The sequence below is a fragment of the Serratia sp. FGI94 genome, assembly GCF_000330865.1.
GTDB lineage: Bacteria > Pseudomonadota > Gammaproteobacteria > Enterobacterales > Enterobacteriaceae > Serratia_B > Serratia_B rubidaea.
In genome coordinates, this window is record NC_020064.1 from 2,293,543 (window position 1) to 2,317,879 (window position 24,337).

At 56.8% G+C, this 24,337-nt stretch carries 22 protein-coding genes; 9 read left to right on the top strand and 13 right to left on the bottom strand.

All coding sequences use genetic code 11. The features are described 5' to 3' along the window. Positions 1-195: 195 nt before the first annotated feature. Together D781_RS10445 and D781_RS10450 are read left to right on the top strand one after the other, a co-directional pair. Positions 196-1,929, top strand: a complete 1,734-nt coding sequence (locus tag D781_RS10445) for a GNAT family N-acyltransferase (protein ID WP_015672287.1) — start codon at positions 196-198, stop codon at positions 1,927-1,929. Between the two features lie 209 nt (positions 1,930-2,138). Continuing rightward, positions 2,139-2,861 (top strand): flagellar brake protein, encoded by a 723-nt coding sequence (locus D781_RS10450; RefSeq protein ID WP_015672288.1) that lies wholly within the window; start codon positions 2,139-2,141, stop codon positions 2,859-2,861. Positions 2,862-2,895: 34 nt separating this feature from the next. On the opposite strand, the gene pdxY is transcribed toward D781_RS10450, so the two are convergent. The 3 genes from pdxY to D781_RS10465 all read right to left on the bottom strand — a co-directional run bounded on the left by pdxY (position 2,896) and on the right by D781_RS10465 (position 5,745). Beyond that, on the bottom strand, positions 2,896-3,729 hold the full coding sequence (gene pdxY, locus D781_RS10455) for a pyridoxal kinase (RefSeq protein WP_015672289.1): 834 nt from the start codon (positions 3,727-3,729) through the stop codon (positions 2,896-2,898). A 151-nt stretch (positions 3,730-3,880) separates the two neighbouring features. Then, complete coding sequence (gene pbpG, locus D781_RS10460; RefSeq protein ID WP_015672290.1) at positions 3,881-4,705, bottom strand: D-alanyl-D-alanine endopeptidase; 825 nt, start codon at positions 4,703-4,705, stop codon at positions 3,881-3,883. Positions 4,706-4,830: 125 nt separating this feature from the next. Beyond that, the gene (locus D781_RS10465; protein WP_041412089.1) at positions 4,831-5,745 is read right to left on the bottom strand and encodes a LysR family transcriptional regulator; all 915 of its coding nucleotides are present in this window, start codon (positions 5,743-5,745) and stop codon (positions 4,831-4,833) included. A gap of 96 nt (positions 5,746-5,841) precedes the next feature. Between D781_RS10465 and D781_RS10470 the strand changes: the two genes are divergently transcribed. After that, positions 5,842-6,411, top strand: a complete 570-nt coding sequence (locus D781_RS10470; RefSeq protein ID WP_015672292.1) for a chromate transporter — start codon at positions 5,842-5,844, stop codon at positions 6,409-6,411. Beyond that, entirely contained in the window at positions 6,408-6,929 is a 522-nt protein-coding gene (locus tag D781_RS10475) for a chromate transporter (RefSeq protein WP_015672293.1), read from the top strand. Before D781_RS10470 ends, D781_RS10475 begins: the two co-directional genes overlap by 4 nt. A gap of 34 nt (positions 6,930-6,963) precedes the next feature. On the opposite strand, the gene D781_RS10480 is transcribed toward D781_RS10475, so the two are convergent. The 4 genes from D781_RS10480 to D781_RS10495 all read right to left on the bottom strand — a co-directional run bounded on the left by D781_RS10480 (position 6,964) and on the right by D781_RS10495 (position 11,053). After that, on the bottom strand, positions 6,964-7,635 hold the full coding sequence (locus tag D781_RS10480) for a dihydrofolate reductase family protein (protein WP_015672294.1): 672 nt from the start codon (positions 7,633-7,635) through the stop codon (positions 6,964-6,966). Between the two features lie 62 nt (positions 7,636-7,697). Beyond that, positions 7,698-8,708 (bottom strand): alpha/beta hydrolase, encoded by a 1,011-nt coding sequence (locus D781_RS10485; RefSeq protein WP_015672295.1) that lies wholly within the window; start codon positions 8,706-8,708, stop codon positions 7,698-7,700. Positions 8,709-8,827: 119 nt separating this feature from the next. Further along, positions 8,828-10,000, bottom strand: a complete 1,173-nt coding sequence (locus D781_RS10490) for an aminotransferase class I/II-fold pyridoxal phosphate-dependent enzyme (RefSeq protein ID WP_015672296.1) — start codon at positions 9,998-10,000, stop codon at positions 8,828-8,830. Between the two features lie 147 nt (positions 10,001-10,147). Then, the gene (locus D781_RS10495; protein ID WP_015672297.1) at positions 10,148-11,053 is read right to left on the bottom strand and encodes a DMT family transporter; all 906 of its coding nucleotides are present in this window, start codon (positions 11,051-11,053) and stop codon (positions 10,148-10,150) included. Between the two features lie 176 nt (positions 11,054-11,229). Between D781_RS10495 and D781_RS10500 the strand changes: the two genes are divergently transcribed. Continuing rightward, positions 11,230-12,108, top strand: a complete 879-nt coding sequence (locus D781_RS10500) for an AraC family transcriptional regulator (protein ID WP_015672298.1) — start codon at positions 11,230-11,232, stop codon at positions 12,106-12,108. A 17-nt stretch (positions 12,109-12,125) separates the two neighbouring features. Here the strand turns inward: D781_RS10500 and D781_RS10505 are convergent, their stop codons facing one another. From D781_RS10505 to D781_RS10525, 6 genes are all read right to left on the bottom strand, one after another. Further along, positions 12,126-13,454, bottom strand: coding sequence for an HlyD family type I secretion periplasmic adaptor subunit (locus D781_RS10505; RefSeq protein ID WP_015672299.1), 1,329 nt, complete (start codon positions 13,452-13,454; stop codon positions 12,126-12,128). After that, complete coding sequence (locus tag D781_RS10510) at positions 13,444-15,564, bottom strand: type I secretion system permease/ATPase (RefSeq protein ID WP_015672300.1); 2,121 nt, start codon at positions 15,562-15,564, stop codon at positions 13,444-13,446. The genes D781_RS10505 and D781_RS10510 overlap by 11 nt, the downstream gene beginning before the upstream one ends. Positions 15,565-15,639: 75 nt before the next feature. Beyond that, complete coding sequence (locus tag D781_RS24315) at positions 15,640-17,145, bottom strand: calcium-binding protein (protein ID WP_275450140.1); 1,506 nt, start codon at positions 17,143-17,145, stop codon at positions 15,640-15,642. Then, complete coding sequence (locus D781_RS22705; RefSeq protein WP_015672302.1) at positions 17,037-19,238, bottom strand: calcium-binding protein; 2,202 nt, start codon at positions 19,236-19,238, stop codon at positions 17,037-17,039. Before D781_RS22705 ends, D781_RS24315 begins: the two co-directional genes overlap by 109 nt. Positions 19,239-19,742: 504 nt before the next feature. Further along, positions 19,743-20,957: a hypothetical protein gene (locus tag D781_RS10520; RefSeq protein WP_015672303.1), complete on the bottom strand. Its 1,215-nt coding sequence runs from the start codon at positions 20,955-20,957 to the stop codon at positions 19,743-19,745. Beyond that, positions 20,950-21,771, bottom strand: coding sequence for a mannosyl-3-phosphoglycerate phosphatase-related protein (locus D781_RS10525; RefSeq protein ID WP_015672304.1), 822 nt, complete (start codon positions 21,769-21,771; stop codon positions 20,950-20,952). The genes D781_RS10520 and D781_RS10525 overlap by 8 nt, the downstream gene beginning before the upstream one ends. Positions 21,772-22,249: 478 nt before the next feature. Here D781_RS10525 and D781_RS10530 point away from each other — a divergent pair, with 478 nt between their 5' ends. The 4 genes from D781_RS10530 to D781_RS10545 all read left to right on the top strand — a co-directional run bounded on the left by D781_RS10530 (position 22,250) and on the right by D781_RS10545 (position 24,333). Next, on the top strand, positions 22,250-22,534 hold the full coding sequence (locus D781_RS10530; protein WP_015672305.1) for a hypothetical protein: 285 nt from the start codon (positions 22,250-22,252) through the stop codon (positions 22,532-22,534). A 154-nt stretch (positions 22,535-22,688) separates the two neighbouring features. Continuing rightward, entirely contained in the window at positions 22,689-23,522 is an 834-nt protein-coding gene (locus tag D781_RS10535) for an RNase A-like domain-containing protein (protein WP_015672306.1), read from the top strand. A gap of 2 nt (positions 23,523-23,524) precedes the next feature. Then, positions 23,525-23,926 (top strand): contact-dependent growth inhibition system immunity protein, encoded by a 402-nt coding sequence (locus D781_RS10540; RefSeq protein WP_015672307.1) that lies wholly within the window; start codon positions 23,525-23,527, stop codon positions 23,924-23,926. After that, positions 23,923-24,333, top strand: coding sequence for a lysozyme inhibitor LprI family protein (locus tag D781_RS10545; protein WP_199557144.1), 411 nt, complete (start codon positions 23,923-23,925; stop codon positions 24,331-24,333). Before D781_RS10540 ends, D781_RS10545 begins: the two co-directional genes overlap by 4 nt. Positions 24,334-24,337 lie beyond the last annotated feature (4 nt).

Below are 24,337 nucleotides of genomic sequence, written 5' to 3' on the forward strand. Positions count from 1 at the left end.
GGGATTACTGCGCCGGCGGTGGCGTATTTTTGAATCAGAGCCAAAGCCGAACTATGCTCAATACACCTGCTGCCTTTTTCACCGCCCGGGATGGCGCGGCGCGGCGGGAGGTTTAATTTTTTCGTCATCTTTCTGACATGTCGCAGTCATACCGCTGGCTTACCGTTGCTGCGACTAGGCCAAGGAGATAACACGATGTTTAGCTTGGACACTTTGCTGCAAGACGCTTTTCCACATCGCAATCCCCCCGCCTGGCAGCGTAGCCTGCTGAGAAATCTGCTCTTCGAAAAAGAATTTAAACAGTTTGCCGCCGACTATCCGCACCTGCGCGGTCTGGATCTGGTGGAACAGGTGGTGGACTATTTCAACCTCAGCTGCGAACTGGTGGACGGCGATCTGGAAAATATCCCGAGTCAGGGGCCGGTGGTGCTGGTGGCCAATCATCCGATTGGTTCGCTGGACGGGCTGGCGCTGCTGCGCGCCGTGGCGGCGGTGCGTCAGGATGTGAAAGTGGTCGCCAGCCAGGTGCTGAGCTATATCGAACCGCTGAGCAGCCTGTTCGTGCCGGTCGATAATGTGGCGTACAAAACCAGCCGTCAGCAGATACAGGCCATGCAGCAGCAGCTGGAGCGGCAGGGCGTGCTGATTATGTTCCCGGCCGGAGAGGTGTCGCGCATCAGCCCGCAGGGGATCCGCGACGGCCACTGGCATACCGGTTTTCTGCGACTGGCGGCCAAAGTGCGCGCGCCGATCGTGCCGATTCATATCAGCGCCCGCAACAGCACGCTGTTTTACCTTGCCTCGCTGGCCTATCGCCCGCTGTCGACGCTGCTGCTGGTGCGCGAAATGTTTCAGCAGCGCGGCGGCCGCATCAAACTGCGTATCGGCGGCCGCATTCCGTTTAACAACTGGCATGACGGCCACACAAATGCCCGTGAGCTGGCCGGACGTTTTCGCCGTCATGTTTATCGTCTGGGCCAGGGGAAAAGCGGGTTGTTTACCAGCGAATCAGCGATTGCCCTGCCGGAAGAGCGTCAGGAGCTGAAAAAGGCGCTGAAGACCTGCGAGCTGCTGGGGAAAACCCCCGACGGCAAGGCGATTTTCCTCTATCGCCGGCAGGACGACGCGCGCTCGCCGATCCTGCGGGAGCTGGGACGGCTGCGGGAAATCGCCTTCCGCGCGGTGGGGGAAGGCTCCGGCCGCCGCCGCGATCTGGACAGCTACGACGACGACTATTACCACCTGGTGCTGTGGGATGAGGATGCGCTGGATATCGTCGGCGCCTATCGCTTTATCCCCACCGGCGAACAGTTGGATCGTAAAGGGCTGGCGGGCATCTACAGCAACAGCCTGTTTGACTATGGTCGCGATATGATGCCGATACTGGCACAGGGCATTGAACTGGGGCGCAGCTTTATTCAGCCGACCTACTGGGGGAAACGCGGGCTGGACTATCTGTGGCTGGGCATCGGCGCCTATTTGGCCAAGTATCCGCAATACCGTTATCTGTTCGGCCCGGTGTCCATCTCCGGCGGCATGCCGGCTGCGGCGCGGGATCTGCTGATTGCTTTTTACCGGCTCTATTTTGCCGCAGACAATCCGCTGGCGCAGTCGCGCCAGCCTTATCCCGCCTCGTTGCCGCAGGTGCTGGCGCAGTTCGCTGGCGATGATTATCAAGGCGATCTGGTACGGCTGAAGAGCCTGCTGAATAATCTGGGCTGCTCGATCCCGACGCTGTACAAACAGTACAGCGAACTGTGCGAGCCGGGCGGCGTGCAGTTTATCGATTTCGGCACCGATCCCGCTTTTAATAACTGCATCGACGGGTTGGTGCTGGTCGATCTGTCCAGGCTCAAGCCGGCCCGTTATCAGCGCTATATCGCCATTCATCAGGTGGCGCAGGGCAAAGAAGACTGCTCTGCGTCTTAACCCTTTATCCCTCCGTTTACGCCGCCTCTGACGCCGCAACCGTTAGGGGCACGCGCTTTTATTCGCCGTCGCGCCGGCCCGGAAAGTGGTAAGTAGCAGATATCTCTTGGGTTAGGTGTAAAAATATGTAAATTTGACTTTAGGATTATTCCCAGTGATGATAAGCGTAAGGAATTTGTAAGCACCAGTGGAAAAGTCAGGAGAGACGAGTGGAGCAGCTCAATAACGGACTGTTTATCAAGCAAGAGCGTTTTGAAGTTCTGGCCATTTTGCGGGATATCTACAAGCAGCGCACGCCGATGCGCATCGCTAATCAACAGCAGCAATTTTTTTACAGCCAGCTATTAAGCGTGGGCGTCGGCAATATCGTGTTTGACTGCAGCGACTGCCAGCAGTGTACCGGTGGCCAACTGCAGGTAGTGGTTGAAGGCTATGATGCCAAGATTGAATTTTTGGTCGACAGTGCGGAGCGGGTGCGACATCAGGAAAACGAGGCGTTTTCCGCCCAGCTGCCGAAAGAGCTGAAGTACATTCAGCGCCGCCGCCAACCGCGGATTACCACGCCTTACTGGCGCGATTTCTACTGCCATGGCGAGTATCCCGACGGTTCCCCGCTGCAGCTGCGTATCCACGATATCTCCGTGGGCGGCGTAGGATTGCGTCTGGACGGGGAGATCCCATCTTTTCTGCATCCCGGCTTTATCTTTCACAAAGTTCAGCTGAATCTGGACGGTTACGGCACCTTCAAAGTGAATATGGAGCTGCTGGCGATCACCGAAGATCACGACATTAATGCGGAAGAAGAGGGCGATAATCGGCAGTTTTCCCGTCTTTCCTGCCGCTTTACCGATGTCAGCCCCGTCACGATGCGCAAACTGCAAAGCGCCGTGTATGCCTTCGATCTGGACTTCAATAAAAAGAAAAAGCGCTAGAGTTCCGGGGCGGCGTGTACCGTACCGACCCGCGTTACGCCGGCAGGCGGCCAATTTCTCCCCACCCGTAATGTGCCGCCTCCGTCAGTGCGGCGCAGACCTCGTCAATCGCCTGGTAAACGGCGTTTTCCGCCGGTTCCCCGGCCAGCAGACGGCTGACCAGCAACGCGGTAAACATATCGCCGGTGCCTTTCACATTGGCGTCAATCTTGCGGTGGCTGATGGCCTTGACCTCATCGGCGGTGACCCACAGCAGGCTGATATCCTGCGGCGCTGTTTGCTGGTCGGGGGCGCTGGTCACCAGCACCCAGCGGGTGACGTCATTCAGCAGCGCCCGTGCGGCGCTCACGATTTGTTCCCGGTTGGTCAGCGCCGTGCCGCTGAGTTGCTCCAGCTCAAAGCCGTTGGGAGTCAGTCCGTCGGCCAACTGCAGGAACGGTGAGCGATAGCAGTCAACCAGGCGCTGATTCACGTACACCCCCTCGCCGTAGTCGCCCATCACCGGGTCAATCACGATCAGCAACTGCGGGTTGAGCGCCCGGACGCGCCGCAGCCAGTCGTCCAGCAGCCGGCACTGGCTGTCATTGCCCAGGTAACCGACGATCACCGCGCGCGCCTGCTGCGCCACGCCGCGCGCCAGCAAATCCTCAAGAAAACCGCCGAACCAGTCGTCGGGAATCACGCCGCCGTGCGGCGGGCCATAGTAGGGCGGACAGCCGAACAGTACCGTCGGTACCTGCAGGGCCTGCAATCCTTTGGCCAGCAGGGTGCGGTAGGCAATGCCGTTGCCGACGCTGCCGTAAATAACCTGCGACTGAATGCTGATCACATCGATCGGCGCAGGCGACAAAGGGGAAAACTGTGGCATGGGCGCATCCTTTAATCGAAAAGAGTCTGTCATCGATTATCGCGCCGCGCGCGGCAAGATGCGATAGCCAGATAGCGGAAGTGTCACGATGGGAGAGTATATCGGCGCTGGCTGTCAGCAGGGCGGCCGCGCGGGACGCGGCCATTCGGGGTCAGGATTCCAGCCAGTTTTTCAGGCGGATGGCATCGCTGTAGTGGCCGTAGCGCTGCTGAGAGCCCAGTAAAATCATCACGATGGGCTGGCCTTTAATCACCGTGCGCACCACCAGGCAGTGGCCGGCCTCGTTGGTGTAGCCGGTTTTCTGCAGCCGGATATGCCAGGCATGATTATTAATCAGGCCGTTGGAACTGCGGTACACCAGTTGGCCGCGGCCAGGATGGACAATCTGCTGTTTATCCGTGCTGAAGGCGCGGATGGTCTGATAGCGATAGGCGTGATTGACCATTTTCAACAGATCGCGCGCGGTGGAGACATTGCGCGGCGTCAGCCCGGTCGGATCGCGAAAGCGGGTGTGCGTCATGCCGATCTGGCGCGCTTTGCGGTTCATCCGTGCGACAAAGGCCGGCCGGCCACCGGGATAGTAACGGCTCAGCGCCGCCGCCGCGCGGTTTTCCGACGACATCAGCGCAATGTGCAGCATATCGCGCCGGCTGAGGACCGAGCCGACGGTCAGGCGCGAATGGGTTTTCTTCAGTAAATCACGGTCGGCGCCGGTCACCTTAATTTTATTGCTCAGCGGACGTTTGTTATCCAGCACCACCATGGCGGTCATCAGCTTGCTCAGCGAGGCGATCGGCATGCGTCGGTTAGCCTGCTTCTGATACAGCGTTTTACCGGTTTTGGCGTTGACCACCAGGGCGGCGCGGGAGTGCAGAGCGAGTGGGGCAGAAGCCTGGGCGGCGGAAACTGCGGACAGCATGACGCAGACGGCTGCGGCAGCAATCAGCCGGCGGGAAAGAGAATTCAACAATGACATGACACCGTGACTTTTTGACTAAACGATTAACAGATACCGTCGTGAGTCTGCCGAGCAAATGTGGAGAAAATAGGGGGAACGGGGCGAGGTTTTGAGCAAACGCCCCATGATCAATAATAAGCAGGCTATTTTTCTGCCGCCACCGCTTCGCTGACCAGATCGCGAAAGCGGCTGACGGTCGGCGAGTGGCGATTGCCGCGCAGCGCCAGATACAGCGGCGCGCCGGGCGCATCGGCGTCGCTGATGGCGCGATAAACGATGCCGTCGCCGCCGAGGCGGCGCATCGAGGCCGGCACGATGGATAACCCCAGCCCGGCGCCCACCAGGCTGAGGGTGGCCGGCAGACGCGGCGCCTCCTGCACGATGCGTGGGCTGAAGCCGGCGCGGTAGCAGGCGGCGAGGATGGCATCGTACAGCCCTTGTCCCGCCGGGCGGCGGTAAAGGATAAACGCTTCGCTGGCCAGCGCCGCCAGCGGCAGCGGCGTCTGTGGCTCGTCAGCCAGCCGGTGGCCGACCGGCAGGGCGATCAGCATACTTTCGCGCAGCACCGGTTCGATACTGACGCCGGGGATCTCGCTGACCGGCGAACGCACAAAGGCCGCGTCAAGACGCTCATCAACCAAGGCGTCCATCAGCTCTCCGCTGCCGGCCTCTTCCAACTGGGTGGTGACATCCGGCAGGATTTCGCGGTAGCGGCGCAGCAGATTAGGCACGAACGGATGCAGCGCCGCCGAGCTGGTAAAACCGATGGCGATATGCCCCTGTTCGCCGCGGGCGGCGCGGCGCACCGCGTCTCCCAGCGTGGCGGCGCGCGCCAGCAGCGTCCGCGCCTCGTGCAGTAGCACATTGCCCGCGTCGGTCGCACGTACGCCGCGCGGCAGGCGCTGCAGCAACTGCACGCCCAGCTCCTCCTCCAGCCCCTGCAGCAGGCGGCTGAGCGGCGGCTGCTGAATGCACAGCCGTTCGGCGGCGCGAGTAATATTGCCTTCTTCAACCACGGTGACGAAGGCTTTCAGCCGGCGCAGTTCAATCATATCGATACCTTTGAAGTATGGTTGATGTCTAAGAAATGCATTAGACATCATGGCATGCGCGCGCGCATCATACCAGCCATCAGACAATGAGCGAGAGACGTGATGGCGGAAATGAACGTGGTGAAGGGGCCGACAGCAGCGGCGGCGCCCGGCAATTGGGCGCTGTTTCAGGGTTTTTTGCTGCTGGGGCTGATCGGCTTCGGCGGCGTACTGCCGCTGGCGCGGCGGATGCTGGTTGAGGAGCGGCGCTGGCTCAGCGGCGAACAGTTTACCGAGCTGCTTGGTCTCTGTCAGTTTTTGCCCGGCGGCAATATCATTAATCTGTCGGTGGCGGTCGGCATGGAGTTTCGCGGCCTGCGCGGTGCCTGCTGCGCGCTGCTGGGGCTGATTTGCGCGCCGACGGCGATTGTGGTCGCGCTAGGCGCGGTCTATGCGCGCTTTCAGAACGACGCGCATGTTCAGCACCTGTTCGCCGGGCTGGCCGCCGCCGCCGCCGGTCTGCTGCTGTCGACCGCGCTGAAGATGCTGCAGCCGCTGCGCGGCCGCTGGTTGGCGCTGGCCATTGCCGCGCTGTGCCTGCTGGCGATCGCCTGGCTGCGTCTGCCGCTGCTGCCGACCATGCTGACGCTGGCGCCGCTCAGCATCCTGCTGGCCTGGAGGAAATGGTTATGATCCCGCTGCTGATCGCGTTGGCGGTTATTTTTAGCGAGCTTTCTCTGATGGCGTTCGGCGGTGGCATTACCATCCTGCCGGAGATGCAGCGGCAGGTGGTCGAGGTGCATCAGTGGATGAGCGCGCAGGAGTTCAGCGCGCTGTTCGCCATGGCGCAGGCGGCGCCGGGGCCGAATATGATGGTGGTGCCGCTGATCGGCTGGCACGTCGCCGGCTGGGCGGGGCTGCTGGTGTCATCGCTGGCCAAGTTTGTGCCGTCGTCGCTGGTGACCCTGCTGGTGATGCAGGGGTGGAAGCGCTTTAAGGATCGGCCGTGGCGGCGCTGCGTGCAGGCGGGGCTGGTGCCGGTGACGGTGGGGCTGGTCGCCGCCAGCGGCGCATTGATCGCCGAGGCCTCGGCCGGCAACTGGCGGCTGGCGCTGTTGATTGGCGTCGCCACGCTGCTCGGTATGAGCAAGCGGCTGCATCCGCTGTGGGTGCTGGCCGGCGGCGCGCTGCTGGGGCTGCTGATGGCCTGAGGCCGGGCGCGGACAGCCTCTGCCCGCGCGCAGTTCACCAGGGATGCTCCGGCTCGCGGGCGCGTTCCAACGCAAAGGTGCCCAGCTCAATTTCCCCGCCGCGCTGGTAGTTGGCAATCACCACGCCGCTGGGGGTGCTGAGCGCTTTTTCCAACGTAAAGGCCATCGCCGTCAGCCCCTCGGCGAACAGCCGTTTACCGTCCCCCAGCAGCACCGGATAAATCAGCAGCCGCAGCTCATCCACCAGATCGTAGGACAGCAGCTGCTGCACCAGCTCGCCGCTGCCCTGGACGATCAAATCCGGCCCGTCTTCGGCCTTCAGCGCGTTCAGCGCCGCCGGCACGTTCGGCCCCAGGGAGTGGCTGTTCTGCCAGCAGAGCGTGTCGCTGTGATGGGTGGCGACATATTTGGTCGCCTGATTGAACAGGCAGGCGGCGTCGTAACTGATGCGGTCGAAACTGCCGGCGTCCGGGTCGCTTTCCACATAGGGCCAGTGCGCGGCGAAAATGTCATAGGTTCGGCGCCCCAGCAGCAGGTCGAACGGCCGCGAGAACAGGTCGCCCATGGCGGCGGCGATCTGGTCGTCCCAGTACGGCACCGTCCAGCCGCCGTAGCGAAAGCCGCCCGCGCGGTCCTCTTCCGGCGCGCCCGGCGCCTGCATCACCCCGTCCAGGCTGAGAAAGGCGCCAACGATAATCCGTCGCATAATGCTACCCTCGGTTGATTATTACCTTTTAAGGGTAGAGCGCCGGCGTCGACTCCGCCAATTCACCCCTGTGCGCGCAGCGCCTTCAGCAGCGCCTGATGGAATTTCTCCGGCTGCTCCATCTGCGGCGCGTGGCCCAGCCCCGGGAACTCGACCAGCGTTGCTTGCGGGATCAGCTTCGCCACCTGTTTGCCCAGCTGATGATAGTTACCGACCTGCGCCTTGACCGCCGGCGGGGCGATATCGCTGCCGATCGCCGTGGTGTCGTCGGTGCCGATCAGCAGCGTCGTCGGCATCTGCAGGTTGTTAAATTCGTAATAGACCGGCTGGGTATAGATCATGTCGTAGATCAGCGCCGAGTTCCACGCCACCAGTCGTTTGCCGGGGCCGTTGTTCAGCCCGGCCAGCATATCGACCCAGCGGTCGTAGCGCGGCTGCCAGCGGCCGCCGTAGTAGGTGTGCTGTTCATACCGTTTAATGCCGGCGGCGCTGGTTTTCAGCTCGCGTTCAAACCATTGATCGACGCTGCGCCAGGGCACGCCTTTCGCCTTCCAGTCCTCCAGGCCGATCGGGTTGACCATCACCAGCTGCCGCGTTTGCTGCGGGTACATCAGCGCATAGCGGGTCGCCAGCATGCCGCCGGTGGAGTGGCCGACCAGCGTGACCGTAGAAATATTGAGTTTTTTCAGCAGTGCATGGGTGTTTTGCGCCAGCTGCTGAAAGCTGTATTGGTAATGCGGCGGTTTACTGGAACTGCAAAAGCCAATTTGATCCGGGGCGATTACCCGATAACCGGCGTGGCTCAGCGCCTTGATCGTCTCTTCCCAGGTGGCGCCGCAGAAGTTTTTCCCGTGCATCAGCACCACGGTCTGGCCGTTGGCATCGCCATCGGCCGCGACATCCATATACCCCATGCTGAGCGTCTGGCCCTGCGTACGGAAGCTGAACTTTTGCAGCGGATAAGGGTAGTGAAACCCCTGCAGCTCGACGCCGTACTGAGGGGTTGCCGCGGCGCTGACGGTGCAGGGCAGCAGCACGCCCGCCAGCAGGGCGCAACGGGAAAGCTTTAACATCCTGAAGTCCTTATAAAAAGCGAAAGAGTTGTGAGTATAGTGGCTAATAGGTGCGTACGAGGTAAAGAACGGTCAACGGGATGGCGCTAGCCCCGCTGATGCGGCGGGGCGACGGGCGGTTACAGCTGTTTCTGACTGCGGAACTGTTTTAGGGTATGGGCGACGAAGGTCATCTCCTGCGGCGTTCCCAGCGAGATGCGGCACCAGTCGTCGGCCGGCGGGAACGCGCGCCCCACCAGAATGCCCGCCTGCTTCATCTGCTGCTGGAAGGCGGCGAGCGGCGTGTTGAGCTTAAAGAACACGAAGTTGGCTTCCGACGGCAAATAGTCGAGGTTCAGCGCGTCCAGCGCCTGCAGCAAGATTTGCCGCGAGGTATCGTTGCTTTTCTTGCTGTAGGTGACGAAGGCGTCATCGTGCAGCGAAGCCAGGGCGGCGTCCACGCCGCAAAAATTGATCTTCTCGCCGGCCACGTGATTGGCCAGGCGGGCGATCAGCGCCGGCTGCGCTACGGCGTATCCCACGCGCATACCGGCCATGGCGTAGATTTTGGAGAAGGTTTTCAGCAGGATCACGTTGTCGGCGCCCTGTTTCAGCAGCGGGCCGACCGAGCGGAAGCGCGGATCGTTGACGAATTCGGCATAGGCTTCATCAACAATAAACAGCGTATTGGCCGGCTTGCTGGCGATCCAGGGTTCGATCACCTCGGCCGGCGTGATGGTGGCGGTGGGGTTGTTCGGGTTGACCAGATACACCAGCGACGGGCCGGCGTGGTTGGCGACCGCCTGCTTCAGCCCGTTAATATCGAACTGCCAGCCGGCCAGCATCGGCACCTTGGTGATTTTCATCCCGGCGATGGCGGCAAAATGCTCGCCGTCACCGTAGGTCAGCGCCGGGATCACCAACTGGGTATCCAGCGTGGCGTAAGCCTCGATGGCCGCGCGAATCCCCTCCGAAGAGCCGGCGGTCAGCAGAATAGACTCATCAGGCAACTGATAGCGGCCGGCCAACTGACTGCGCAGCGCAATAATTTCCTCTTTGGCGTAGCGGTTGGCCTTGACCACGGCGTCGCGCGCCGCCGCCTGCGCCCGCGGCGACATACCGAGCGGATTTTCATTGAAATTGATGCGGATAGGATGCTCGGCCGTCGGCGCGCTGAAGGTCGCGGATGACGACGGCTGCGCATCGGCCAGGGCGCTGCGGCTCAGCCCCGCCAGCGCGACGCCGCCGGCCAGTGCGCCCGAAAGTTTTAATAACTGTCTGCGTTTTACATTCATTGTATGGCTGTCTTGCATCTGCACTTCTCCTTGCTGAAAAATCGTGGCAGGGAGCAGTGGCAGGAATCGTGCCAACTTGTAACTTATTGATTCGTAAATGCCGCTATCCGACGTTGCCCGCTAACGCATCACGGTGGGCGGGCAGCTGCACCATGATGCGTGCAGTTATGCGACGCGGCGCGGCGCTAAACGCCTGAACCAGCGGGGATTACTGAACATCGCCAGGTTGCCGAGCAGGATCAGACACAGGCCGAGCACCGCGTTGCCATGCCAGACGTACCCTTCATACAGCGTCGAAATGGTCAGCGCCACCAGGGGAAACAGCAGGGTGCTGTAAGCGGCGGCGCTGGCGCCGATGCGCCCCAGCAGGCTGAAGTAGGCGGCGAACGCGATGACCGAACCGAAAATCGCCAGATACAGCAGAGACCCGAGGTAGCGGCTGCTCCACTCAATCTGGAACGATGCGCCCTGCGCCCAGGCCAGCAGCCCCATCAACAGCGCGCCGTAGCTCATGGCGTAGGTATTGGTCGACAGAATATCCAGCCCGCGCCGCTGATGGCGGCTGCCGATCATATTGCCGAGCGAAAAGCCCAGCGTGCCGAGCAGGCACAGCCCCACGCCGCGCAGCAGTTCCGGCACCGGCTGTGCGTCGCGCAGCTCGTGCCAGAACAGCGCGACAATGCCGCAGATGCCGAGCAACGCGGCGGGCAGCAGGTTCGGGCCGGGGCGCTGACCAAAGAAAATCCGGGCGTTCAACGCATTGAACAGCACCGCCATGGAAAAAATCACCGACTCCAGCCCGCTGCCGATCGTGGCGGCCGCCAGATAGAAGCAGTAAAAATTCAGGCCGAACACGCAGCAGCCCTGCAGGATGCAGAACAGATGGTCCCGCAGGCTGATACGGCGCAGCCTACGGGTCAGCAGCAGCGCCAGCCACAGCACCAGCGCGGCGATGACGAAGCGGTAACTGATGGAGACCGGAATGGCGACCGTCCCCTGTTGCTGCAGACTAATCGCAATCCAGGTGGTGCCCCAAATCAGCACCACCGCCAGGTATAACAACGCATTCATCAGGTAAATACTCCGACGGGAAAAGGGCAAGAGGGGCGATTATGCGCGGCCGGGCCGCAGGGCGCTTGCCGGCGTTTGCGGCGAGTTGCATATTCTTGCGCTTTTTTTCGCGGCCCGGTGGTGCCGCGCCGTGCAACGCTTTACACTGAGAACCTGTTTACCACCCGGAGCACGGCATGTCAGCGTACAAGGCGTTTGCCACCCTGCATGAGCATAAGGCACAGCTGCATCATCATCTGCGCCTGGCGTCCGGCGTGGAGCTGGCGGCCTGGTCCAACTGCGACGATCGCATCACCCAGGAAAGCGCCGACCACCATACCCTCAGCCTGTACGTCGCCGACGGCTACGAGTGCTACCAAAAAGTGCCGGGCGGCTGGCGTAACGGCGGCGGGCCGGACCATTTCTGCATTATGCCGCGCCAGTATGAGTCAACCTGGGACGTGCGCAGCAGCCTGTCGTTTGTCCATCTGTACTGTACCGATGGTCATCTGCGGCAGCTGGTTGAACAGACCTGGGATCGCAGCCCGGCGGCGATCAACGTCGAGGCGCGCTCTTTCGGTGAAGATGCGCAGATTACGCGGCTCTACCGGCAGTTTTTGCTGAACGTCGACTGGCAGGAGCGCGCCAACCAGCTGACCATCAGCAGCGCGGCCGGCATGCTGATGTCGCACCTGCTGCAGCACTATACCCAGCTGCAGTGGCGACTGCCGTCGGTGCGCGGCGGGCTGGCGCCGGCGGTGCTGCGCCGGGTGTGTGAGTTTATCCATGAGCATCTGGAACAGCCGCTGCTGCTGGGTGAACTGGCGGTGCAGGCCGGGCTCAGCGAATTTCACTTTGCCCGCATGTTTAAACACGATACCGGCCTGGCGCCGCACCAATACGTGATGCGGGCGCGGTTGCAGCGGGCGGCGCACCTGCTGCGTCACGGCGTACTGCCGGTAACGCAGATCGCGCTGGCCTGTGGTTTCAGCTCCGCCAGCCACTTCAGCAACCGCTTCAAGACGTATTACGGCATGACGCCGCAGCAAATGCGCCAGGGAAACGCACCGGCCTGAGCTGCCTTATTGATTAGTTAGCGCTGTTTGCCTACGTCGTCCAGCGCCTCCAGCATTGGGCTGAGCAAGTAACTGAGCACAGTTCGCTGGCCGGTTTTTATCTCTGCCGAGACAGACATGCCCGGTTCGAGTTTTTTCTTTACTTTGCTAATCGCGATAGCATTTTGATCGAGTTCGATCACCGCTTTATAAACTAACCCCAGATTTTGATCTTCAATAGCATCGGCCGACAGGTGTTTCAATGTCCCTTCAACCCAGCCATAACGCGTGAAATCGAAAGCGTCGATCTTTACCGTTACCGCCTGCCCAATGTTTAGGAACCCGATGTCCTGATTACTTACCCAAACCTCGGCGTTTAGGCGTTCATTTTCAGGCACAATCTTTAATACTTCCTGTGGCGCTTCAACCGCTGCGCCGCTGTCTCTAAAGCTCAGGGAGTCAACCTTACCATCGATGGGGGCAACCAGCGTGTATTGTTCTATCGTCGCATCCAGCTGTTTCAACTGAGCGGAGAGTAGGGCATTTTCGTTGAGGTAATTAACGCGTTCTTTCTCCGCATCGCGAATTTTATTGGCGATATTAGCGGTTAATTCCGCCTCTTTTTGTTGATAATTTGACTTGGCTTCTTTGACCCGAGCTGATAAAGCATTAACGTTATAGCTGGCTTCTAAATACGTTTTACGAATTTCCAGCAGGCTATCATGACTGGTCATCTTTTTGCTATGCAGGCTTTCAATCGCCTTATATTGCTTATGATAGATTGGCAGGAGATCTTTGGCCATTTGATGCTGCTGTTGATAGGATTCCAACTGGGCATTTAATGTGACCAACATGCTCTTATACACTTGCTTCTCCTGACGGTCGGCTTCGATTTCAGCAGCGAGCTGAGTTTGAACCGGCAGGCTAAAGGCAGGCTCTTGCCGCACTAAATGCTCAGGTAAATTACCGTTGGCGGGTAAATCGGCATACTGTTGAGCAAGCTGGTCGAGCCGGGCAATATGTAACCGGTTGATGCGCTGCCGTAAGAGATTCTCTTCTCGCTGGGCGACCAGAGCCGCACTGTTTAACTCGACGAGAACCTGACCTTTTTTAACCCGTTCCCCTTCCTGGACTAATACGGTGGCGATATTCGCCGTCACCGCAGTATGTACCGGGCGTGACAATCGTGTCACGGCTAATTTTCCCCGCGTGACGGCGACAATATCGACCTCGCTGTAGGCGGCCCAGCCGACGGCAAGCAGCAGCAGCGCCATAACCACCCACATAATCAATCGTCCAAGCGGGGAAGGAGGGGTTTCCTGCACCTCTAAAACGGCCGGTAAAAAATCATTATGATTAATTTTCATTGGCAACGACACCGCTCTGTAACTGATGTAAGTGGGAGTACATGCCCTGTTTGGTCAGCAACTGATGGTGTGAACCCTGCTCAATAATCTGCCCCTTTTCCATCACAATAATACGGTTAGCCTGACGTACCGTTGATAAACGGTGGGCGATGATAAAAACCGTGCGTTCCCGACAAATCTTCACCATATTTTGTTGAATAACCTGTTCAGACTCATAATCTAATGCGCTGGTTGCTTCATCAAAAATCAGTATTTTCGGCTGAGCCATCAGCGCTCTGGCAATCCCTATGCGCTGTTTTTGCCCCCCCGATAGTTGCCCACCTTGTTCACCCACTGGGGTATCGTAACCCAAAGCGAATTCGCTGATAAAATCGTGTGCTCCTGCCATAGTGGCGGCTTCAATGACTTGTTCTAATGAGGCTTCCGGCAGCGCTAACGCAATATTATCGCGGATCGTACCGTTAAACAGCTGGGTCTCCTGTAACACCACGCCAATCTGCTTTCTCAACCACAGAGGATCGGTTTGGGCAATGTCAATGCCGTCGATGAAAATTTGCCCGCCGGTCGGGGTATACAAACGTTGAATTAAACGCGTCAGGGTGCTTTTTCCCGACCCTGAACGGCCAACTATCCCGATAATTTCTCCCGGTTGGATGGCCAGATTGACGCCATTGACCACAGGCGCGGCGCTGGGTTGATAGGTAAAAACGACGTTGGCAAAGCGCACCGCGCCCTTGACTTCCGACAGGGTGTTGACGCTGGTTTGTTGGTGTTCAGGCGTAACGTTAAGAATATCGCCCAGCCGTTTTACCGAAATAGAGACCTGCTGAAAATCTTGCCATAGCTGTACCAGCCGCAATACTGGCGCAGTCACTTGACCAGCAAACATGTTAAACGCGATTAATGCACCCACCGTTAGCTCGCCATTGATGACCAACTGGGCGCCATACCATAAAATAGCAACGCTGGTGACTTTACTGACCAGCTGAGAAATTTGCCCGGCGATATTGCCCAGATTCTGGGTTTTAAAACAGCTGGTAACAAACGAAGCCACCTGTTCATCCCAACGTCGGGTCATATGATTTTCAACCGCCATTGCCTTAACCGGTTCAATACCGGTAATACTCTCCACTAAAAACGCCTGATTTTTTGCGCCCTGTTGGAATTGCTCATTTAATCTTCGCCGTAATACAGGCGTGATGATGGCCGACAGAATGATATAAGGCAGCAACGAAACAATGACGATCAAGGTCAGGGGGACGCTATAAAAAGCCATCACGATAAAGAAAACCAGCGTAAACAGGATATCAAGGCATAAGGTGAGCGCACTGCCGGTTAAAAATTCCCGCACCGTTTTTAGTTCATGCACCCTGGCGACGGTGACACCTACCTGACGCTGTTTAAAATAGCCCAGCGGTAATGATAATAGGTGCTTATACAGTAATGAACTTAACGTCACATCGATCCGCTGTGAGGTATGTGCCAGTTGATAATTACGCAAACCGCCAAGTACAACATCAAATAAAGCGATGCAGAACATGCCAATGGCCAACACATCCAACGTGGTTAAGCTTTGGTGGGCCAATACCTTATCAACCACCACTTGAAAAAACAGCGGTGTGACTAAGGCCAGGATCTGCATAAAAAATGAGGCCAACAGCACTTCGCCAACCAGTTTTTTGTAGCGTAAAAATGCCCGGTAAAACCACTGTAAGTTAAATTCTTGCTCTAATGATTCCCAAGTTACTCTGCGGGCAAAGAGAAAACCAGAGTAGCGTTGCTCAGGCAAGATTTCTATGATCTCAGGTTCTGCGGACTCGATGGATTGAATCAGGAGGCGTTCGTTTTTAATTGCCAGTAAAACCACATAGCCTTTGTCCGGCAGATTAATAATGGCAGGTAATGGTGGTGGGTTTTTTATCAGGTTTAATTTTTTTACATGACGGCATTTTAAGCCGCTGCTGCGTACGGCTCGGATAAATTGAGTTTTAATGTCGTGCCGTTTATCGGCATAGAACTGCTGTTGTAACGCGGGGATGTTGGCGGAGATCCCCCAATACTGTGCAATTAAACTAAAGCCTTGCCATAAATCCTGATGGACGTTCGCCATGCTGTCACTTTCCTTATGAACAATCATTAAATAGAGCGACAAATTTGTCGCTCTTTTTTTACCTAATCTATACGATCAATAGTGTGAGGCAGGCGCCCAACTTGATGCATTATTTTGTGGCAACGTTAATTGACTCATTCCTTCAGCAGCATTATCACCGCTGTCATCATTGTCATCCATCAGCATAAATTGGCTTGCCATCTGTTTAAGCAATGGCATGGATGGGGTGGCTGCAAACGATTCTGCCGTTGGTAACGGAATATCATGATTTATAGCGTTCACAATATCTTGCGACAACCACACCGTGCCATCGTCAAAGTGGACCTCGTCGACGGCGTAGCCGCCGTTGCCATCATTATTAAAGAAGTAGTCGATGCGCACCCAGTCGTTGGTGCCGGCGATATTAAAGTAGAGGTCGTCAGACTTGCGCTGCAGGCTGACCTCGGAGGCTTTGATGCCGTCGACAAACTTGAGTACGTCGGTCTTGTTGCTGCCGGTGTCCCGGTTGTAGATGACATCCTGGCCATGACCGCGGCCAATGACGTAGGTGTCGGAGCCGGCGCCGCCCTCCAGATAATCGTTGCCGGTGCCGCCGATCAGGGTATCGTTGCCAGCGCCGCCGTACAGCTTGTCGTTGCCGGCGCCGCCGTTCAGCGTGCTGCCGGTGGCGTAGGCCTTCAGGATATCGTTGCCGCTGCCGCCCTGCAGTGCCATGTCCAGCAGCTGCTGGCGGGTCCACACCGTGCCGTCGTCAAAATGGACTTCATCGACGGCGTGGCCGCTGTTGCCGTCTTTATCAAAGAAGTAGTCGATGCGCACCCAGTCGTTGGTGCCGGCGATATTAAAGTAGAGGTCGTCAGACTTGCGCTGCAGGCTGACCTCGGAGGCTTTGATGCCGTCGACAAACTTGAGCACGTCGGTCTTGTTGCTGCCGGTGTCCCGGTTGTAGATGATATCCTGTCCGTGACCGCGGCCAATGACGTAGGTGTCGGAGCCGGCGCCGCCCTCCAGATAGTCGTTGCCGGTGCCGCCGATCAGGGTATCGTTGCCAGCGCCGCCGTACAGCTTGTCGTTGCCGGCGCCGCCGTTCAGCGTGCTGCCGGTGGCGTAGGCCTTCAGGATATCGTTGCCGCTGCCGCCCTGCAGTGCCATGTCCAGCAGCTGCTGGCGGGTCCACACCGTGCCGTCGTCAAAGTGAACCTCATCGACGGCGTGGCCGCTGTTGCCATCTTTCTCAAAGAAGTAGTCGATGCGCACCCAGTCGTTGGTGCCGGCGATATTAAAGTAGAGGTCGTCAGACTTGCGCTGCAGGCTGACCTCCGCTGCGCTGATGCCGTCGACAAATTTGAGTACGTCGGTCTTGTTGCTGCCGGTGTCCCGGTTGTAGATGACATCCTGGCCGTGACCGCGGCCAATGACGTAGGTGTCGGAGCCGGCGCCGCCCTCCAGATAATCGTTACCGGTGCCACCGATCAGGGTATCGTTGCCAGCGCCGCCGTACAGCTTGTCGTTGCCGGCACCGCCATAGGCAATATCATCCGCTGACGTTCCTGTATAGGTATTATTGCCATCATCGCCGATGAACGAATTTTCATGTCCAGCAGCTGCTGGCGGGTCCACACCGTGCCGTCGTCAAAATGGACTTCATCGACGGCGTGGCCGCTGTTGCCGTCTTTATCAAAGAAGTAGTCGATGCGCACCCAGTCGTTGGTGCCGGCGATATTAAAGTAGAGGTTGTCATACTCGCGCCGCAAGGTGACTTCCGCTGCGCTGATGCCGTCGACAAATTTGAGTACGTCGGTCTTGTTGCTGCCGGTGTCCCGGTTGTAGATGACATCCTGGCCGTGACCGCGGCCAATGACGTAGGTGTCGGAGCCGGCGCCGCCCTCCAGATAGTCGTTGCCGGTACTGCCGATCAGGGTATCGTTGCCAGCGCCGCCGTACAGCTTGTCGTTGCCGGCACCCCCATAGGCAATATCATCCGCTGACGTTCCTGTATAGGTATTATTGCCATCATCGCCGATGAACGAATTTTCAGGTGCTAAACCAATCTCTTTGCGTTCGGTAGCATAGTCCGTTGAATACTCGAAGTAAGAGTGGAAGACCTGACGGAGCGAAATATACCTTTCCGGATCGGTAAACTGTAATGAGGTGAGGTGTTTTTCGAAGGCGCTGAAGTTCCACCTTAACTCACCATTTTGTGAAGAGAGGCGGATCAGATTAAAATCTGCGTTGTATGCGGTTTGTGCCAGTAGCTGGGCGGAGACGTAATTAAGGAATTTTTGGTACTCTTTTTCCAGTATGGGAGCCGCCGTGTTAACCGGATCTTTACTGTTATTTATTTTGCTGAAATAGTCCACGCCCATGCCGGCTTCAAGAACGGCAAGCTTGCGTGCATCAAAATGCTTGCCGCGGCTGCCTGGATCGATGTCTGTGGCATTTGCCCATGAATATAACAGGTTGTCGATTAACCCATTTTTTATGGCGCCTAATGGATCGGCGACAAACTGTTTTACCAGATCTTTCAGTTCGTTATTCTTGCTCATGGCGACGTAAAAGCTGGCCAGATTACCGAACCCATGGATAAACGGCAGCTTGAGGATATCGTCAGCGATCGTTACATCGCCGACATACTGGCTGTTACCCTTGTTAACGTCGAACCAAACATCGCTGGAGATCCCCTGACTGCCATCGGTATAGGTAATATTCCCAGTTTGTTGGTGAGCATTACCGTGTTGGTCGACATACTCGGAGTTTTTATAGTCGGTGCCTATTGCTGCGATATTGGCGTCTGCCAATGATAAGAGTTCACCATCGTCAACGATACCGTTGTCGTTTTTGTCTTGCCAAACCTGCAGTTTCTCGTAAATGGCATCCTGATGATCGATGACACCATCCTGATTATCATCATATTCGGCCAGTAGTTCATAACCGTTTTTCGCTTTTGAGCCGTCTTTTAGCGTGGCATTATTGCCGAACAACTCATTACCAGAGTCAATAATTCCGTCGCCATTGCTATCTAAAACTAAGAGGCCATCTTCTGGCGCCACCCAACCGGTGCTTTCGGCAAACTCATTGCCGTCATGATCGAAGTACGTACCGCTGTCACGGCCGGTGGTTCCTATTACACCATCACGATTGAGGTCCAGGATGATGGGGCACTGTTTTTCATCACTGGCGCCGCCGTCACTAGGCCCTTGTTCATTGGGTTTTTCACAGGGTTCGCCCATCCCGAAATTCTCTGCTAAAAAATCATCGATGGCTTTTTTTGCTTGATCAAAGTAGGCAAGCATTACCTTTGCAGCAAATTTTATGCTGTGTTTGGCTGCTTTTAATGAGTTTCCGATGCTCCATCGTAATTCGGCGGTTGGTGTATTATTAGGTACGCCGATGTCTGACAGAATGGGAGTCAACACAGAATCAATATCAGACATAAAACTTCTAATATCCTGTACCGTTAACGTTCCATTATGTCCTTTTTCTGATAAGCGGTGAAAACTTGCCATTTCTGCAATGCTTTTTGTTAGGTGTTTTGAACCCCATTTTGAAAATTTTGTTGCATAAGATAAAGAATATCTATCTTTCAGGAATGAAACTATCCCTGAGTTTATTGCTTGTGCAAAGGCTTGTGATTCCCGAGCTAAGTTTTGGCTATTTCTGACTACCTCTGTCATTGTTTTTTCTCCTGATTATCACCTGGGTAAGACTATATTTTTACTGGGGGTGTGGTTGTGCATATAAGCGGATGGCTAACGGGCTTAACTTTGTCCATTAATTTAGTGGATGTCAAATTATTTTATTTCGCTAATATTATGGTGAAAATAAATATTATAAGGTTCGCTACTTATTCGGAGGGCATGAAAAAGTGAGGGGCAGAGTGATTGGTGTTACCGTCGCTGATACCTTACCATCACTTTGAAAAAAACAGATGCTCACAGATGAATTTACCGGTACGCCTTTCACTTTAACTGTAGTTCTGTTGTCCAGCACAGGAAAATTCTGGGGGAAGATGCCGTTCGGTAACGGCTCGACATCATACGGCAGCCAGTATGGCGATAATTATGTGAAATACATTCTTTTTAGAAAACGTTATTTCGTCTTTAAAAATAATGTCTGCCACCATGATTGTAGATAAAAATAGCCAACTCTGGTCTGTATGTTGGCTATAGAGAAAAACCTTATTGATTATCCTCCTCCACCGCCTGATACAGCTGCTGCAGAATATCGGGGAAGGCCGACTGCACGCGATTCCAGCTGGGCACAAACGGTTTGCTCTCCGCCGGAGCCTCCATAAACTGCTGGCCGGCCTGCGTAATCACATGGGCGAACAGCTCTACCGCCGACTCCTCGCTGTGGCGGTCGAACGTCAGGCCGTTGATTCTGGCGTCGTGATCGAAGGCGTCGATCATATCCAGCGCGGTGCGGTAATAGGTGGCGCGCAGCACGCGGAAAGAGTCGCCGGTGATGCTGACGCCCTGGATCGCCAGTTTACGATACAGCGCCTTGGTAATATCGGTCGCCATCCGCTGCAGGCCGCTTGCGGGGTCGTGCTCCGACATCGGCTGGTGTTTGTGATCGTAATTATCGGCAATATCCACCTGGCAGATACGGTTGGTGGCAGTGGTGCGCTGTACTTCCGACAGGACGCCGATCTCCAGCCCCCAGTCGCTGGGAATGCGCAGGTTGTTGAGTATCTGGGTGCGCATGGCGAACTCGCCGGACAGCGGATAGCGATAGCTGCGCAGGTAGTCCAGAAAGTCCGAGTTGCCGTACACTTTTTGCAGCGATTTCAGCAGCGGGAACACCAGCAGCCGGCCGACCCGGCCGTTTAATTTACTGTCCGCCACGCGGGCGTAATAGCCTTTGCAAAAATCATAATGGAAGTGCGGGTTGGCCAGCGGATAGAGCAGGCGGGCCAGCAACTGGCGATCGTAGGTGACAATGTCACAATCGTGCAGCGCCACGCAACTGCTGCGGCGCGACGCCAGGGTATAGCCGCTGCAGAACCAGACGTTGCGCCCCTTGCCGGATTCGCTCGGCGCCAGCCTCTTATCGCTGAGCCGGCTGGCGATGGCGCTCAGACGCGGGCCGTCGTTCCACAAGATACGGTGTCGCTGCGGCAGGCGGCTGAAGAAGCGTTTGGCATGTTCAAACTGCTGCCGGTCGGCGCGGTCCAGGCCGATAACGATCTCCTGCAGATAGGGCACCTGCGCCAGCGTGGCGACGATATGGTCCAACGCCGCGCCCTCCAGCTCCGAGTAGAGCGAAGGCAAAATCAGCCCCATCGGCGTGCGACCGGCGAACACCTGCAGCTCATATTCCAACTCCTCGACCGGCCGACGGGTCAGGTTATGGAAGTTGGTAATGATACCGTCCTGATAAAATTCACTCATGGGCGATCCTCCGTACGTTGCCAGATAACAGGAAATGGTCCAGCCCCTCGCTCCAGCCGGCCGGACCGGTTTGCCGGCTGCGGTACAGCCGGCCACGGTGCGTCGCCGGCAGCCGGAGCGCCGCGCCATGCCGCGCACGGATCAGGACGGCATAATCCGCGCTTTGCAGCAGCGGCAGGTCGTTCGGTCCGTCGCCCAGCGCCAGCGTAGTGAAGGTGCGCTGATGGCGTAACTGATAGCGGCGGGTCAGCCAGCGTGCGGCGTGGCCCTTGCTGACGCCGCGCCCCATGACGTGGTAAAAGCGGCCGCCGCGGGTCAGCGTCAGCCGTTGTTGCGCCAGCGCACGGCGAAACTGGGCCAGCTGCCGTTCATTATCCAGCCAGCACAGCGGTTCAGAGCCTGCCCGCTGCCGTGCCAGCCGGGCTTCTGCCGGGGTAAACCCGCACCACTGCGCCACCGTTGCGTCGTCGGCGTCGGCAAAGCCGCGAAAGGCGAAGCTGGCGTGCAGCCGGCGCAGTGCGTTAACAATGGCCGCATAGTCGGCACCAAACACGTGTGCTGGGCGGTGCCAGGCGGTCGGGAAGACGACCTGTGCGCCGTTTTCGGCGATAAAGGGAAAGGCGCTCAGGCCAAGGCGCTGCTGCAGCACGATGATTTCCGCCGCCGTTTTACTGCTGGCGATAATCACCGGCAGGCGCGCGGTGTTTAGCCGCTGTAGCCAGGGCTGCGCTGCCTGCCAACTGTAACTGTCATGATCCAGCAGCGAGCCGTCCAGGTCGGTAAAAATCAGCAAATTGTCTTTCAGCGTTAGCATCTTACCCCCATTGGTTATTACGTCGCGCCGCCGGTGCGTAGCGCGCGCCCCAGAGTGGGTTCTGTGATGTACGTCACAATTAACCCTAATGGGTTATCCCGCTTCGCGCAAGTTTCCGCGCCGCAGGGTGGATTGGATGAGAGAAAGCGAGAGCAATCATCAGCGGCATAGTGGTGGCGGAGTGGAGAAATACGCAGCCGCTCCGGGCGGCGTGTTTAATAGATATTTTGAGCCCGTGTAATTACCGTTTTTTGTAAATATTTCGTTTACAGGTGAAGTCGTGAATTCATGTTTATGATGAGTCATTCGTCTTTATTTTTATAGCTAATGAGATTGCGATGTTATTGTTTTATAAGGCGTAAAATTGCGTTGCGGGGCGTTGATTTTATCGAGGGCAGGCATAGAATCAGTGCAGCCGATATCAACCGCCGTGGTTGAGACGGTTTAATTTCACCCATAACAAACAGGGAGTTTGCTAATGAGTCATACCAGGAAATTATTTGAAAGCCAGGCCAAGGGCGGGCAGAAATTTGCCAAAGGTTTTAGGGTGCTGGGCTGGAGCTGCTTGAGTATTGCCGTAATCATTATTTTGGTCCCGCTGCTCTTCGGGCTGGGTCCTCTGGGGATCTATGTAGCCGGTCCGTTCCTGCTGATGGCCGGCATGTTTATTTTTGTTGGTAAGAGAATGAGCAAACAGATGGATTTGTATAAGGGGGCTGCGGCCGAAGTGGCGGATATTCTGGAAAAACAGCTAAAGGATTGAGCTCCGTGCGCCGGCTCCGCGCAGCGGCGTCGGCCAATGTCTATCGCAGGCAGGGGCCTATATGCCTTAGCCGCATCATTTTCCTACGCACCATAAAATTTCCGCTATGTCATTTCATGTGCGCTATTGAACCAATCCAACGGATGGAAAGGGTATGGCAGAAGAAAACGGTTTAAGGGTGGTATTGTCGCCGGTTCAGCTGGCTGCGGCAATGTCAGACAAAAGCGTCACCGAAGGGGAAACCTTGAGTAATCGCCTGCTTGGCGGTTTGGGGTTGGCGGGCGGCGTTATTGAGCTTATTGGCGCCGGCGCGATGTGTTACGCCCCCGATCCCACGCTGTTAACCAAGGTTGGCTGCGTCATTGTGGGCACCCACAGCATGGATAGCATCAAAGCGGCTTCCAATCAGATGATTACCGGGCAACCGACAACGACAGATAGCTATCAATCAGCCGTCTCTCTGGCTAAAACGCTGGGGGCTGATGACGATACGGCCTACAAGGTAGGGCTAACGGTCGATATTGCAGTACCGTTGGCGTTTGCGGCGGCAATCGGTGCGGTACGTGTTGCCTCCGTACGTGCTGGGCGTGTCCGGTTGAATGAGCATGAGTCTATGACGGGGGCAAAGCCAGGCGGACATGCACTGGAAAGACATATAGGCAAGACTCCGGAAGAATTATTTGCGAGATTAGGGCGACGCCCCTCGTTAAGCGCGACCAGTAGTTTCAGAAACCAACATGAAGCGGAAAGAATCATATCTAAAGTGCTTAGTAATAACCGGAATCAGATCCAGGCTTGGGTAAAGCATGTTCCGCCGAAAATGAAGGCAAAAATGGAGCTGGAAGGTACTTTCTCCAGCCAGACAGGCATTTTGGTATCAAGAGGGTCAAAGCAGGTTATAAGATGCTACAAAGTTAGAGTTGTCTTACATTTTGAACGTTGGAACGGTAAGCCTTACTATATCCTTACTGCATTCCCGAAGGTGTAATAATGAGGAAACTAAATCTCAACGAATTGGGCTGTTTCATTACGATTTATTTTGGTCAGGACTATGATCTTATTGACGACAGTAATGAGATAGAACCCAAAATCAGCGCCTTTCTAAATAGCTCGGACACAGCTAACTGGCACGGTCTGCTTGCGGATATTGACCTGTTGGTAGAGGAAAGTGACGACCTGGATAGTGAGTTTATGCTGCAGTTTGGATTTGAGTTTGACCCCGCATTGTGGGGGACTAGCCCAGCGAATTTTCTTCAACTGGTGAAGAGTAAGATACTCCAGGCGCTGAGTGAGTATACTGATGATGGTATGCGTCCTCAATCTGCTCGAGGGGGACAGACAGATACTCAATACGCAAATTCGCAAAAGAACAAACTTGGCCGGGAGGCATGATGAAAGTAGCTCTGTTGGGCGCCGCGCTGCTGTTGACGGCATCACAAACGGCGTGGGCGGCGCAGGCGTGCGGCGATAAAACCAGCCAGACCGAAATGAACGTCTGCGCCGCCGGCGAGTACAAGCAGGCGGATGCGCAGCTTAATGCGCGTTATAAACAGCTGCAGAGCCGGCTAAAAGGGGATGAGGTCGCTGCCAAACGGCTGGTTGCCGCGCAGCGCGCCTGGATTGGCTTTCGCGATGCGGACTGCCAGTTCAGCACCGGCGCCAGCGAAGGCGGTTCGCTGCACGGGTTTGTGCTGAGCAACTGCCTGACGGGAAAAACGCAGGCCCGCAGCGCGGAATTTGACAAGCTGCTGAACTGCCCGGAAGGTGACACCCGCTGCCCGGTACCGCCGGCGCCATAAACCC